At 61.9% G+C, this 14,700-nt stretch carries 12 protein-coding genes; 1 reads left to right on the top strand and 11 read right to left on the bottom strand.

The window, feature by feature from the left end; genetic code table 11:
- The first annotated feature begins 103 nt into the window (after positions 1–103).
- Positions 104–1,000 (top strand): LysR family transcriptional regulator, encoded by an 897-nt coding sequence (locus tag G7009_RS06135; protein ID WP_181129024.1) that lies wholly within the window; start codon positions 104–106, stop codon positions 998–1,000.
- A gap of 9 nt (positions 1,001–1,009) precedes the next feature.
- Here G7009_RS06135 and ispD read toward each other — a convergent pair whose 3' ends face one another.
- The 11 genes from ispD to fabZ form a co-directional block, all read right to left on the bottom strand.
- Positions 1,010–1,720 carry a 2-C-methyl-D-erythritol 4-phosphate cytidylyltransferase gene (gene ispD, locus G7009_RS06130; RefSeq protein ID WP_181129023.1) on the bottom strand — a complete coding sequence of 237 codons (711 nt, stop codon included), beginning with the start codon at positions 1,718–1,720 and terminating at the stop codon, positions 1,010–1,012.
- Entirely contained in the window at positions 1,717–1,995 is a 279-nt protein-coding gene (ftsB, locus tag G7009_RS06125; protein ID WP_181129022.1) for a cell division protein FtsB, read from the bottom strand. Before ftsB ends, ispD begins: the two co-directional genes overlap by 4 nt.
- 172 nt (positions 1,996–2,167) lie before the next feature.
- On the bottom strand, positions 2,168–3,457 hold the full coding sequence (eno, locus tag G7009_RS06120; protein ID WP_181129021.1) for a phosphopyruvate hydratase: 1,290 nt from the start codon (positions 3,455–3,457) through the stop codon (positions 2,168–2,170).
- Between the two features lie 222 nt (positions 3,458–3,679).
- Complete coding sequence (locus G7009_RS06115; RefSeq protein WP_181129020.1) at positions 3,680–5,308, bottom strand: CTP synthase; 1,629 nt, start codon at positions 5,306–5,308, stop codon at positions 3,680–3,682.
- Between the two features lie 271 nt (positions 5,309–5,579).
- Positions 5,580–6,875 (bottom strand): tRNA lysidine(34) synthetase TilS, encoded by a 1,296-nt coding sequence (gene tilS, locus G7009_RS06110; RefSeq protein WP_181129019.1) that lies wholly within the window; start codon positions 6,873–6,875, stop codon positions 5,580–5,582.
- A gap of 136 nt (positions 6,876–7,011) precedes the next feature.
- Complete coding sequence (locus tag G7009_RS06105) at positions 7,012–7,959, bottom strand: acetyl-CoA carboxylase carboxyltransferase subunit alpha (protein WP_181129018.1); 948 nt, start codon at positions 7,957–7,959, stop codon at positions 7,012–7,014.
- A gap of 106 nt (positions 7,960–8,065) precedes the next feature.
- Positions 8,066–11,587 carry a DNA polymerase III subunit alpha gene (dnaE, locus tag G7009_RS06100; RefSeq protein WP_181129017.1) on the bottom strand — a complete coding sequence of 1,174 codons (3,522 nt, stop codon included), beginning with the start codon at positions 11,585–11,587 and terminating at the stop codon, positions 8,066–8,068.
- Positions 11,588–11,677: 90 nt separating this feature from the next.
- Entirely contained in the window at positions 11,678–12,307 is a 630-nt protein-coding gene (gene rnhB, locus G7009_RS06095) for a ribonuclease HII (RefSeq protein ID WP_181129016.1), read from the bottom strand.
- Positions 12,308–13,435, bottom strand: a complete 1,128-nt coding sequence (gene lpxB, locus G7009_RS06090) for a lipid-A-disaccharide synthase (RefSeq protein WP_181129015.1) — start codon at positions 13,433–13,435, stop codon at positions 12,308–12,310.
- A gap of 1 nt (position 13,436) precedes the next feature.
- Positions 13,437–14,213, bottom strand: a complete 777-nt coding sequence (gene lpxA / locus G7009_RS06085; protein ID WP_181129014.1) for an acyl-ACP--UDP-N-acetylglucosamine O-acyltransferase — start codon at positions 14,211–14,213, stop codon at positions 13,437–13,439.
- Positions 14,210–14,650, bottom strand: coding sequence for a 3-hydroxyacyl-ACP dehydratase FabZ (gene fabZ / locus G7009_RS06080; protein WP_181129013.1), 441 nt, complete (start codon positions 14,648–14,650; stop codon positions 14,210–14,212). Before fabZ ends, lpxA begins: the two co-directional genes overlap by 4 nt.
- Between the last annotated feature and the right edge of the window lie 50 nt (positions 14,651–14,700).

The raw sequence follows: 14,700 nt of genomic DNA, 5'->3' as shown, positions 1-14,700 counted from the left end.
GGTCTCCAATTAGGACGGTGGCTCAATGGCGCAGTGTAATTGATGTTTTTTTGATGAATAATCGGGCCATGGTCAAAACATTATTGCTGTACAGGGATAATCCATGAGTAACCGCTGGGAAGGCATCGACGAGTTCGTCGCGGTCGCTGAAGCAGGTCAATTCACGGCGGCGGCGGAGCGTCTGGGTGTGTCTTCTTCACATATAAGCCGGCAGATCGCGCGCTTGGAAGAACGACTGCAAACCCGCCTGCTCTATCGCAGCACGCGCCGTGTCACCCTGAGCGAAGCCGGACAGACGTTTCTTCATCATTGCCAGCGTTTGCAGGACGGCCGGGAAGAAGCCTTGCGCGCCATGGGTGACCTGGCCAGCGAACCCAAAGGGTTGTTGCGCATGACCTGCGCGGTCGCTTATGGCGAGCGCTTCATCGTGCCGCTGGCAACACGCTTCATGGCGCTTTACCCACAACTGCGCATCGACGTGGAATTGACCAATCGGCCACTCGATCTGCTGCACGAGGGTATGGACCTGGCCATCCGCCTTGGCCGCCTCCAGGACTCGCGCCTGGTGGCGGCCCGCCTGGCACCGCGGCGCATGTACGTGTGCGCCTCCCCGGGGTACCTGGAACGTTATGGCCGCCCGCACAGCCTGTCGGAACTGGCGCGTCACAACTGCCTGGTCGGCAGTTCCGATATCTGGTCGTTGCAGGACAATGGGCGCGAGATCAGCCAGCGGGTGCAGGGCAACTGGCGCTGCAACAGCGGCCAGGCGGTACTCGATGCAGCCTTGCAGGGCATCGGTCTGTGCCAGTTGCCGGACTATTACGTACGCGAGCACCTGCAAGGCGGCGCGTTGATTTCATTGCTGACGGCGCATCAGCCGCCCAATACCGCCGTGTGGGCGCTGTATCCACAACAGCGCCACCTGTCACCCAAGGTACGGCGGCTGGTCGACTTTCTCAAGGAAGGCCTGGCGCGATTGCCAGAGTACAGCGCGAGTTAAAGAACCTTGTCAGCGTGGACGAATGGCCCAGCGCAGACGCAGCCATTCGAGATCTTCCGGCCGCGTCACCTTGATGTTGTCGCTGCGACCCTCGATCAGGCGCGGCGCTTGTCCGGCCCACTCCATTGCCGAGGCTTCATCGGTAATGGTCACACCCGCCACCAAGCTGTCGGCCAAGGCCCTGTGCAAGGCACCGAGCCGGAACATCTGCGGGGTGAAGGCCTGCCAGATGGTGCTGCGATCAACCGTTGCACTGACCCGACCGTCTTTATCGGCTCGCTTGAGAGTATCCCGCGCCGGTACCGCCAACAGGCCACCGACCGGATCGTCTGCCAGCTCCGCCAGCAACCGGTCAAGGTCGCTGCGCGCCAGGTTGGGTCGCGCCGCATCGTGCACCAGCACCCAGTCATTTTGCGCAGCGCCTTGAGCATGCAACAGCAATAGCGCATTGAGTACCGAATCGGCACGTTCGCGACCACCGGTTGCACATAGAACATGCGAATTGCTGGCGCAGCGCAGGCCTGGCCAGTAAGGATCATCCGCGGCAATGCTGACCACGACGCCCTTGAGAGCCGGGTGATCGAGAAAACAGTCGAGGCTATGCTCGATAAGGGTCTGGCTCCCCAGCTGCAAATACTGCTTGGGACGATCGGCAGCCATCCGGGCGCCGACTCCCGCGGCAGGAATCACGGCCCAGAAAGCCGGCAGGGGCCGGGTCATTGTGGCAACTGGTAGAGGGTCTCGCCCTCCTTGACCATCCCCAGTTCGTGACGAGCCCGCTCTTCCACGGTCTCCATGCCCTTTTTCAGTTCCAACACTTCGGCATCGAGCACGCGATTGCGCTCAAGCAGCCGCTCGTTCTCTGTATGCTGATCCGCGATCTGCTGCTGCAGCTCGGCGACCTGGGCCAAACTGCCGTTACCCACCCATAGGCGATACTGCAGGCCACCCAGCAACAAGAGCAGGACAAGAAACAACCAATAGGGACTGCGCATCGAGGTATCCAGGATTAAAAAGACCGCCGCACCGAAGTCTTCAGGAACAGGCTTCCGATAGCACGAAGCCTGGCCGAGACCAGGCTTCGCTGACAGAACCTGCGTGAAGCGTCCGAACTTTCAGTACGAAGGTTCAGACAGCCTTGGCTGCTGCCTTTTTACCATCTCTTGCTCAGGCGCGAAACTCGCCGCGACCACGGTACTCCGCCTTGGCGCCCAGTTGCTCTTCGATACGCAGCAGCTGGTTGTACTTGGAGACGCGGTCGGAGCGGCACAGCGAACCGGTCTTGATCTGACCTGCGGCGGTACCCACTGCCAGATCGGCGATGGTCGAATCTTCGGTTTCACCGGAACGGTGCGAGATCACTGCGGTATAACCCGCGGCCTTGGCCATCTGGATGGCTTCGAGGGTCTCGGTCAGCGTACCGATCTGGTTGAACTTGATCAGGATCGAGTTACCGATGCCTTTCTCGATACCTTCCTTGAGGATCTTGGTGTTGGTCACGAACAGGTCGTCGCCGACCAGCTGGACCTTCTCGCCGATCTTGTCGGTCAGGATCTTCCAGCCAGCCCAGTCGGACTCGTCCAGGCCATCTTCGATCGAAATGATCGGGAAGCGTTCGGTGAGACCTTTCAGGTACTCGGCGAAACCTTCGGCATCGAACGACTTGCCTTCACCGGACAGGTTGTACTTGCCGTCTTCGTAGAATTCGCTGGCTGCACAGTCGAGGGCCAGGGTCACGTCGGTGCCCAGCTTGTAGCCGGCTTTCTCGACAGCCTCGGCGATGGCGCCCAGCGCGTCTTCGTTGGACGCCAGGTTCGGAGCGAAGCCGCCTTCGTCACCGACGGCGGTGTTCAGACCACGAGCCTTGAGAACCGCCTTGAGGTGATGGAAGATCTCGGTGCCCATGCGCAGACCGTCGGAGAAGGTCTTGGCGCCGACCGGCTGGACCATGAACTCCTGGATGTCGACGTTGTTGTCGGCATGCTCGCCGCCATTGATGATGTTCATCATCGGGACCGGCATGGAGTACTGGCCAGGCGTGCCGTTCAGGTTGGCGATGTGGGCGTACAACGGCAGGTCCAGGTCCTGGGCGGCAGCCTTGGCGGCAGCCAGGGACACGGCGAGGATGGCGTTGGCGCCCAGCTTGCCCTTGTTCTCGGTACCGTCCAGATCGATCATTGCATGGTCCAGAGCTTTCTGGTCGGCAGGGTCCTTGCCCAGCAGCAGATCGCGGATCGGGCCATTGATGTTGGCAACGGCCTTCAGCACACCCTTGCCCAGGTAACGGCTCTTGTCGCCATCACGCAGCTCCAGCGCTTCGCGCGAGCCGGTGGAAGCACCAGACGGCGCACAGGCGCTGCCGATGATGCCGTTGTCGAGCAGGACATCGGCCTCCACGGTGGGGTTGCCACGCGAATCGAGAACTTCACGACCTTTGATGTCGACGATTTTTGCCATTGTTATAAGCACTCCGAGATTGACGAAAACAACGCAATTAAGGAAATCCGGCCCTCGCCTGGCGTTCTTGGACGGGCAGGCCAGGCGAGGCCATTGTCCCTGACCAGTTGGTCAGGGAACGATCGAGCGGTACTTTACCGGAGAAAAGTGCTTCAGGTGGTCGCTGCCCACCTGAAACTTTTCATCGATCGTCCGCACGGGGACGATCGGCCAAGCCCAGAATCAGGCCTTGTTCTTCTGCACCAGCGCCGCCTTGACGAAGCCACTGAACAGCGGATGACCGTCACGCGGGGTCGAAGTGAATTCCGGGTGGAACTGGCAGGCGACGAACCATGGGTGATCCTTGGATTCGACCACCTCGACCAACGCACCGTCACCGGAGCGGCCCGATACCACCATGCCAGCATCCATCAGTTGCGGCAGGAGGGTATTGTTGACTTCGTAGCGGTGACGATGACGCTCGACGATCACGTCCTTGCCATAGCAATCGTGAACCTTGGAATTGCCGGCGATCTGGCACTCCTGGGCACCCAGGCGCATGGTGCCACCCAGGTCGGATGCTTCGGTACGGGTCTCGACGGCACCGGTGGCATCGGACCATTCGGTGATCAGACCGACAACCGGATGCCCGCTGTTACGGTCGAACTCGGTGGAGTTGGCGTCTTTCCAGCCCACCACGTTACGCGCGAATTCGATCACGGCGACCTGCATGCCCAGGCAGATACCCAGGTAAGGTACCTTGTTCTCGCGAGCGTATTGCACCGCGGTGATCTTGCCTTCGACGCCACGCAGGCCGAAACCGCCGGGAACCAGGATGGCATCGGCCCCTTCCAGCAGGCTGGTGCCCTGGTTCTCGATGTCTTCGGAATCGATGTAGCGCAGGTTGACCTTGGTGCGGTTCTGTATACCGGCATGGCTCATCGCTTCGATCAGCGACTTGTAGGCATCCAGCAGTTCCATGTACTTGCCGACCATGGCGATGGTGACTTCCTGCTCGGGGTTGAGCTTGGCATCCACCACCTTGTCCCATTCGGACAGGTCGGCGCCGCCGCACTGCAGGCCGAAACGCTCGACGACGAAATCATCCAGGCCCTGGGCATGCAGCACGCCCGGGATCTTGTAGATGGTGTCGACGTCTTCCAGGGAAATCACCGCACGCTCTTCGACGTTGGTGAACAGGGCGATCTTGCGGCGCGAGGAGGCATCGACCGGGTGGTCGGAGCGGCAGATCAGTACGTCGGGCTGCAAGCCGATCGAGCGCAGCTCCTTGACCGAGTGCTGGGTCGGCTTGGTCTTGGTTTCACCGGCGGTGGCGATATATGGCACCAAGGTGAGGTGCATGAGCATGGCGCGCTTGGAACCGACCTCGACACGCAGCTGGCGGATCGCTTCAAGGAACGGTTGCGACTCGATGTCACCCACGGTGCCGCCGATCTCGACCAGGGCGACATCGGCATCGCCCGCGCCCTTGATGATGCGACGCTTGATCTCGTCGGTGATGTGCGGGATGACCTGGATGGTCGCGCCCAGGTAATCACCGCGACGTTCCTTGCGCAGCACGTGCTCGTAGACACGGCCGGTGGTGAAGTTGTTGTTCTGGGTCATGGTCGTGCGGATGAACCGCTCGTAATGGCCCAGGTCAAGGTCGGTCTCGGCACCGTCGTGGGTGACGAACACTTCACCGTGCTGGAACGGGCTCATGGTGCCCGGGTCGACGTTGATGTACGGGTCCAGTTTGAGCATGGTGACCTTGAGTCCCCGCGCTTCCAGGATGGCCGCCAGGGAAGCCGAGGCAATGCCTTTCCCCAATGAAGAAACAACACCGCCCGTGACGAATATGTAGCGCGTCATGAAAAACCCTAGAAGTCTGCGTTAAAGCGGCCAGCGCCGCCGGAGAAAGCGAAGGAAGGCCGAAGCCCCCGATCACCCGCGTCAATCACAGTGCACCTTGAAAAACTGTCGCGTCTGGACAAACCGGGGGTATGAAACCCGGAAGGGAGCTCGCTCAACATTTCTGGAATCGCCCAGCAAAGAACTGCCTGGTAATCGGCAACTCCTGTGTTTTCGAAGAACGCACAGAAGCTGTATCAAGAAGGGAGGGTAGTCTACCGGAATGTACCTTTCAGCTCAAACCTTGCGCGCTGGTCGGAGGCTGCCAGTGCAACCGACAATCGTCTTTCCCCAGGTTTGGCAGGTTGGCCACCGCCAGCAGGCAATCTTCCCGGTATAGCAATGGCAGGCGCGAACGCACGAAGTGCGGCACCTCGAGTTCGTTGAGCAAGCGCTTGAGATCGCGACGCCCACGCCCTGGAATGTCGAGCACCTCACCACCTCGCCGGTAGCGGATATACAATGCGCCCTGCGGCATGTCGCCACCGATACGGACATGGCCGTTGCCCGGCAATGCCAAGGGTTGGCCAGGCTGCTCCCAGGCCTGCTCGCCCACTGGCGCGGTCAGCCACTCGCCCGATAGCCACCAGATGCGCCCCTGACTACGTTGCAGCAGACCATCGGTCAGGCGCCAGAGCGGCTGGGCATCGTCCACGGCATCGCGCAGATTCTCCCAACCGACCCAATGTCGGGTGTCGGGCAAACGAGTGCGACACGCCAACCAGTATTGCAAGGCGTTGCGCTGGCGTGCCGGAGACAGCCGTAACAGGCTGGCAAGGTCCAGCGACTCGAGCCCAAGCCACGTCATGGCCCAACCAGCGCGCGCGGCGGCCAGGTCGCTGATCGCCAGCTCATCCAGCAGCCCCTGCGCCTCGTTCAGGTGAGCCACCGTGCGCGTCAGACTCCGCTCCGCCTGTGGCCAACGCTGGCGCATCATCGGCAAGACCGCATGCCGGAGGAAATTGCGAGCGAACTCGGTATCGGTATTGCTGGGGTCCTCGATCCATTGCATTCCATGCTCATGGGCATGGCGCAGCAACTGCTCGCGTGGCACAGGCAGCAAAGGCCTGACCAGATGGCCCGGGCCCAACGACCGGACCGCAGGTATCCCCGTCAGACCGCGCAGACCGGCACCGCGCAACAAGCGAAACAGCAGTGTTTCGGCCTGATCGTCACGGTGTTGGCCGGTAAAGAGCACCTCCCCCGCTTCCATGACCTGGGCCAATGCTGCATAACGTGCCTCACGGGCAGCCTGTTCGAGGCTGGCGCTAGAGGCCACCTGGACCTGGATCACGACGAGTTCGACGCCCAGCGCATCGCATTGCCGCTGACAATGGGCGGGCCACGCGTCGCCGGCCGCTTGCAGACCGTGATGGACGTGCAAGGCACGCAACGGGGGGGCGGCGTGATCGCGAGCAAAGCGCGCAAGCAGATGCAGGAGGACGGTGGAATCGAGGCCGCCAGAATAGGCGATGGACCAGACAGGAGCGTCAAGCCAAGAGGTCAAAGCGGGGGTGAGGTCGATCATGGGGCCCTCACGCAAAGGAGTCGCCCCCTGCCCTCACTGGACGCGGACCTGTCGCGCGACGGCGTCAGCCGTTGGTGCCTGGCACGACGCCATCGCGGACAAGCCCCGCCCTGAGCGGACGGGGACAATCAATGAATCAAAGGCCGTAGCTCATCAGACGCTCGTAACGGCGCACCAGCAGCGCATCGTTATCGAAGCCGGCGAGCATGTCGAGCTGCTCGACCAGGTCGTTGCGAATATTGGCAGCCATCTTCACCGGGTCACGGTGCGCGCCGCCCAGCGGCTCATCGATGACCTTGTCGACGATGCCGAGGCCTTTCAGACGCTCGGCGGTAATACCCATGGCTTCGGCCGCATCAGGCGCCTTCTCGGCGGTCTTCCACAGGATCGAGGCGCAACCTTCCGGCGAAATGACCGAATAGGTGGAGTATTGCAGCATGTTCAACTGGTCGCAGACACCGATCGCCAGCGCGCCACCGGAACCGCCTTCACCGATGACGGTGGCGATGATCGGGGTTTTCAGGCGAGCCATGACACGCAGGTTCCAGGCGATCGCTTCGCTCTGGTTGCGCTCCTCGGCGTCGATACCCGGGTAGGCACCCGGGGTATCGATGAAGGTGAGGATCGGCATCTTGAAGCGCTCGGCCATTTCCATCAGGCGGCAGGCCTTGCGGTAGCCTTCGGGGCGCGGCATGCCGAAGTTGCGGCGGACCTTCTCGCGCACTTCGCGGCCTTTCTGATGGCCGATGACCATGACCGGCTTGCCGTCCAGGCGCGCGGTACCTCCGACGATCGCGGCGTCATCGGAGAAATGGCGATCACCGTGCAACTCCTCGAATTCGGAGAACAGGTGCTGGATGTAGTCCAGGGTGTAGGGACGACGCGGGTGACGCGCCAGACGCGCGATCTGCCAACTGGTCAAGTTGCCGAAGATGCTTTCGGTCAGCGTGCTGCTCTTGTCTTGCAGACGGGCAATTTCATCGCCGATGTTCAGCGAATTGTCGTTGCCGACCAGGCGCAGCTCTTCGATCTTGGCTTGCAGGTCGGCAATCGGCTGTTCGAAATCCAGGAAATTCGGGTTCATAGTCATCCGTCTTGGGTCTACGGCCAGGCGGCCGGCCGGTTGATCCGTTTGGCGCCATACCTTAAGGGATCAGGCGCGTTCAGGTCGAGATTAAAAGTTCATCTGTTCAACGATATTGCAAAAAGACGTTCTCACGTCCGAACTGGTCACGCAGGGCCTGAATGAGACCGTCGGCCGGGTCAATGCTCCAACCGTCGCCGAACTGCAGCAGGGCCTTGGCATCGCTGCCGGTATATTCCAAGGTGATCGGGCAGGCGCCGCGGTGCCGCGTGATCAGCTCGCCCAACCAACTCAGACGATCGCCCTTGAGCGCGTCACGGTCGATCTTCAACCTCAGGCTTTCGGCGAGCTTGGTACGCGCATCTTCCATGGTCATCACTTGCTTGACTCGCAGGCGCAGCCCACCGGAGAAATCGTCGTTGCTGACTTCGCCTTCGACCACCACCATGGCGTCGGTCTGCAGCAGGGCCTGGGCCGCCATGAAGGAATCGGCGAACAGCGAAGCCTCGATGCGCCCGGAGCGATCGTCAAGGGTCACGAAGCCCATCTTGTCGCCTTTCTTGTTCTTCATCACGCGCAGGGCGATGATCATGCCGGCTACGGTCTGGGATTCACGCGACGGCTTCAGATCGATGATGCGTTGACGAGCGAAGCGGCGGATCTCGCCTTCGTATTCGTCGATCGGATGCCCGGTCAGGTAGAGACCGAGGGTGTCCTTTTCCCCACGCAGGCGCTCCTTGAGAGTCAGCTCACGGGTATCGCGATGGGCGTCGTAGACATCGCCATCCTCTTCGACCACCAGCCCGCCGAACAGGTCCACATGCCCACTGTCGGCAGTGCGAGCAGTCTGCTCGGCGGACTTGATCGCCCCTTCCATGGCCGCGAGCAATACGGCGCGGTTGCGGTCGATGTTGGCCTGGTAGGCCTTGATCTCATCATGGAAGTACGGGCCGAGGCGATCCAGCGCGCCGCTGCGGATCAGGGCGTCCAGGGTGCGCTTGTTGATGCGCTTGAGATCGACGCGCTCGCAGAAGTCGTACAGGTCCTTGAACCGGCCGTGGGCGCGGGCCTCGACGATGGCTTCCACCGGCCCCTCGCCCACGCCCTTGATGGCGCCCAGCCCGTAGACGATCCGCCCCTCTTCATTGACGGTGAACTTGAACTCGGAGTTGTTCACATCCGGCGCATCGAGGCGCAGCTTCATGCTGCGCACTTCCTCGATCAGCACCACCACCTTGTCGGTGTTGTGCATGTCCGCGGACAACACCGCGGCCATGAAGGGCGCCGGGTGATGGGTCTTGAGCCAGGCGGTCTGGTAGGAAACCAGGCCATAGGCGGCCGAGTGCGACTTGTTGAAACCGTAACCCGCGAACTTTTCTACCAGGTCGAAGATATTGCCCGCCAGATCGCCGTCGATACCGTTGTTTGCACAGCCTTCGATGAAGCCGCCGCGCTGCTTGGCCATCTCCTCGGGTTTCTTCTTGCCCATCGCCCGGCGCAGCATGTCGGCGCCACCGAGGGTGTAGCCGGCCATGACCTGGGCAATCTGCATTACCTGTTCCTGGTACAGGATGATGCCGTAGGTCGGTGCCAGTACCGGCTTCAGGCCGTCGTACTGGTAGTCGGAATGCGGATAGGCAAGCTCCGCGCGCCCGTGCTTGCGGTTGATGAAGTCGTCGACCATGCCCGATTGCAGTGGGCCTGGACGGAACAATGCCACCAATGCGATGAGGTCTTCCAGGCAGTCGGGCTTGAGCTTCTTGATCAGCTCCTTCATGCCCCGCGATTCAAGCTGGAAGACCGCGGTTGTCTCGGCCTTCTGCAGAAGCTCGTAGGTCTTCTTGTCATCCAGTGGGATGAAGTCGATATTCAGATCAGGCAGGCTCTGCTTGGCCTGCTCGCGGTTGATGGTTTCCATCGCCCACTTGATGATCGTCAGGGTACGCAATCCCAGGAAGTCGAACTTGACCAGGCCGGCGGCCTCGACGTCATCCTTGTCGAACTGGGTGACCAGCCCGCCACCCTCTTCATCGCAGGCGATCGGCGAGAAGTCGGTGAGCTTGGTCGGCGCGATCACGACGCCACCGGCGTGCTTGCCGGTACCACGGGTAACGCCCTCGAGCTTGAGCGCCATGTCCCAGATCTCGCGGCCGTCCTCGTCGCTCTTGAGGAAATCGCGCAGGATCTCTTCCTGCTCGTAGGCTTTTTCCAGCGTCATGCCGACTTCGAAGGGGATCATCTTCGACAGGCGATCGGCCAGACCGTAGGACTTGCCTTGCACTCGCGCTACGTCACGCACCACGGCCTTGGCCGCCATGGTACCGAACGTGATGATCTGGCTGACCGCATTGCGTCCGTACGCCTGGGCAACGTAATCGATGACCCGGTCACGGCCATCCATGCAGAAGTCGACGTCGAAGTCGGGCATGGAAACCCGTTCAGGGTTGAGGAAGCGCTCGAACAGCAAGTCGTAGGCCAGCGGGTCGAGGTCGGTGATCTTCAGGACATAGGCCACCAGCGAACCGGCACCCGACCCTCGGCCCGGGCCTACCGGCACACCGTTGTTCTTGGCCCACTTGATGAAGTCCATGACGATCAGGAAGTAGCCGGGGAAACCCATCTGGATAATGATATCCAGCTCGAATTTCAGGCGATCCAGGTAGACCTGGCGCTTTTCCTCGTAGTCGGGCGTGGTCTCCTTCGGCCAAAGCACCGCCAGGCGTTCCTCCAGGCCTTCATGGGAAACATGGCGCAGATAGTCGTCGATGCCCATGCCATTGGGCGTCGGAAAGTCCGGCAGGAAGTGCTTGCCCAGCTGGACCTGGATATTGCAGCGCTTGGCGATCTCGACGGTGTTGGCCAAGGCGTCGGGCAGGTCGCTGAACAGCTCGGCCATTTCCTCGGGACTCTTGAGGTATTGCTGGTCGCTGTAAAGGCGCGGACGCCTCGGATCGTCCAGCGTCCAGCCCTCGCCGATGCAGACCCGGGTCTCATGCGCGTCGAAGTCGGTCTGCTTGAGAAAACGCACATCGTTGGTGGCTACCAGGGGCGCGCCCAGCTTGTCGGCCAAGGCCACGGCGGCATGCAGGTAGTCCTCGTCGCCCGGCCGATTGGTGCGCTGGACCTCGACATAGAAGCGGTCCGGGAACATCGCCATCCAGTCGTGCAACAGGGCCTGCGCCTCATCGGGATTGCCATTGCGCAGCGCCAGGCCGATGTCGCCTTCCCGAGCCGCCGACAACGCGATCAGGCCTTGGCTGGCCGGCGCGATCCACTCGCGCTGGATGATCACCAGACCGTTGCGCTGCCCTTCGACCCAGCCCCGCGACAGCAGCTCGGTGAGGTTGCGGTAGCCCTCGGGGTCCATGGCCAGGAAGCAGATACGCGACAGCGGCGCGTCCGCATCGGGACCGGCGAGCCACAGGTCGGCGCCACAGATGGGCTTGATACCTGCCCCCATGGCCGACTTGTAGAACTTCACCAGCGAGCACATGTTGCTCTGGTCGGTGATCGCCACCGCGGGCATGTTCATTCCCACCAACGCCTTGGCCAGCGGCTTGACACGCACCAGGCCGTCGACCAGGGAGAATTCGGAATGCACACGAAGGTGAACGAAGGAAACCGACATGGATGATCCTATAGCAGCACAAGACAACAAGGCCCGGATTGTACCGGGCCATGCAAAAAACAGCAGCCGCCGCAGGGCGGTATCGATCTATCAGAGTTCGAGCAGCGAACCCACGACGCCTTCGCGGGCTTCCAGCGCCGCGCGTACCGGCGCGAACGAGCGCCGATGGATGGGCGTGGGACCCAGGCGCGCCAAGGCCTCCAGGTGTACAGGCGTCGGGTAGCCCTTGTGGCCGCCCATGCCGTATCCAGGATAGATCAACTCGAACGCACTCATCTCCCGGTCCCGGGAAACCTTGGCGAGGATGGAGGCGGCGGCGATGGCCGGGACCTGACTATCCCCCTTGATCACTGGCGCGGCCGGCACCGAAAGGCGGGGGCAGCGATTGCCATCGATCAGGGCCAGCCTGGGCGTGACACACAGGCCTTCCACTGCTCGCTGCATGGCCAGCATGGTGGCCTGCAGAATGTTCAGGCGGTCGATTTCCTCGACCTCGGCGCGCGCGATGCAGAAGCTCAGGGCTTTCTCGCAGATCTCCTCGAACAGCAGCTCGCGCCTGGCTTCGGTGAGCTTCTTCGAATCGTTCAAGCCAAGGATCGGCCGCGACGGATCGAGGATCACTGCCGCGGTGACCACGGCGCCGCAGAGCGGGCCACGGCCCACTTCGTCGACGCCGGCCACGAGATCCTCGACGAGGTTGAAATCCAGTCCAATCTGCATCTATCGGGCTTCCAGCAAGGTCAGCACCGCTTCGGCAGCCTGGTTCGAGGCGTCGCGGCGCAAGGCGCGGTGGATCTGATCGAAGCTCTCGGTCTGTTGCGCCCCTTGAGTAACGAGGGGAGCCAGGGTACGCGCGAGCGCTTCGCTGGTGGCATCATCCTGCAACAGCTCGGGTACGAGCAAGCGTTGAGCCAACAGGTTGGGCAAGGACACATAGGGGCTCTTGACCATCCGTCGCAGGATCCAGAAGCTCAAGGGCGCCAGCCGATAGGCGACGACCATCGGCCGCTTGTACAGCAAGGCCTCGAGCGTGGCCGTGCCGGAAGCGATCAGCACCGCGTCGCAGGCCGCCAGCGCCTGGTGCGACTGCCCATCGAGCAAGGTCACCGGCAGGTCATGGCCTTCGAGCATCTGTTCCAACTGGCTCCGTCGCGCGGCGTTGGCACAGGGAGTCACGAATCGCACCCCCGGCACCAGCGTACGCAGTTGCTGGGCGGCATCCAGGAACAACGCGCCCAGCCTGCCGACTTCACCGCCCCGACTGCCCGGCATCAGCGCGACCACCGGCCCCTGGCCCAACCCCAAGGCACGGCGCGCAGCCTCGCGGTCCGCCTCCAGGGGAATGGTATCGGCCAGGGGATGCCCGACGAAGCGCACGGGTACGCCCTGCTCCTCGTAGAATCTAGCTTCGAAAGGGAACAGCGTGAGCATCAGGTCGCAACCTTCGCGAATCTTCAGCACACGTTTCTGTCGCCAGGCCCAGACCGAAGGGCTGACGTAATGAACCGTCTTGATCCCTGCCTGGCGCAAGCGCAATTCGATATTGAGGGTGAAGTCGGGCGCGTCGATCCCGATGAAGACGTCCGGCCGTTCGTCGATCAGGGTCTTGATCAGGTCCTTGCGGCGCTTGAGCAGTTCGCGCAGGCGGCCCAGGACTTCGACCAGCCCCATGACCGCCAGGCGCTCCATGGGGAAATAGGACTGCAGGCCTTCGGCCTCCATCAATGGCCCGCCGACCCCGATGAAGCGAATGTCCGGATGCCGTGTTTTCAATGCCCGCATCAGACCCGAGCCGAGAATATCGCCGCTGGCCTCGCCCGCGACCAGTGCCACGCAAAGCTGGGCCATGTCAGCGGGTGATGCCGCGAGCGGAAGTCTGGATCGACTGGCTGAACAGTTCGACTTCCGGGAATTTGCCCGCCAGTTCAGCGAGCTCGGCCAGCGCTTCCTCGACGGTCAGGCTCTGGCGGTAGACGATCTTGTAGGCACGACGCAAGGCATGGATCGCCTCGTCGCTGAAGCCCCGACGTCGCATGCCTTCATAGTTCATGCTGCGTGCTTCGGCAGGATTGCCGAAAACGGTGACGAAGGCCGGAACATCCTTGCCGATCGCGGTGCCCATGCCGGAGAAGCTGTGCGCGCCGATATGGCAGTACTGATGGACCAAAGTAAATCCGGAGAGGATCGCCCAGTCGCCGACATGCACATGGCCCGCCAGCGCCGTATTGTTGACCAGGATGCAATGGTTGCCGATGACGCTGTCGTGCCCGATATGGGCGTAGGCCATGATCAGGTTATGGTCGCCCAGCGTGGTCTCGGAGCGATCCTGGACAGTGCCGCGGTGAATGGTGACACCTTCGCGGATCACGTTATGGTCGCCGATGACCAGGCGTGTCGGTTCGCCCTTGTACTTGAGGTCGGGGGTATCTTCGCCAATCGAGGAAAACTGGTAGATACGATTATGTCGGCCGATCCGGGTCGGTCCCCGGACTACCACGTGCGGGCCGATAACCGTCCCCTCCCCGATCTCTACCCCGGGGCCAATGATCGACCATGGACCCACCTCGACACCTTCGGCCAGCCTGGCCGAAGGATCGATGATCGCCCGAGGGTCAATCGAACTCATAGTGCACGTTCCGCGCAGATGATCTGGGCCGAGCATACCTGCTTGCCGTCGACCGTGGCCTGGCACTCGAACTTCCAGATCTGGCGCTTGCGGCTCAGGAACTTGGCTTCGAGGATCAACTGGTCGCCCGGCAGTACCGGCTGACGAAAGCGCAGGTTGTCGGAACCGACGAAGTAATACAAGGTGCCGTCCGCCGGTTTGGCGTCGAGCATCTTGAAGCCAAGAATACCGGCCGCCTGGGCCATGGCCTCGATGACCAGCACGCCGGGCATGATCGGGTGCGCCGGGAAATGGCCGTTGAAGAATGGCTCGTTGATGCTGACATTCTTGTAGGCACGAATGCTCTGGGCCTCGAAGTCCAGCTCCGTGACCCGGTCCACCAGCAGGAACGGGTAACGGTGAGGCAGGTATTCGCGAATCTCGTTGATGTCCATCATTTCGGGGGGAAGCCTGTAGTAATAATAGGGAGCGCAGGTGCTGACCACAC

Source organism: Pseudomonas capeferrum (assembly GCF_013523055.1).
GTDB lineage: Bacteria > Pseudomonadota > Gammaproteobacteria > Pseudomonadales > Pseudomonadaceae > Aquipseudomonas > Aquipseudomonas capeferrum_A.
The sequence above is the reverse complement of the archived record's forward strand: the minus strand, read 5'-3'. Positions and strand labels throughout refer to the sequence as shown.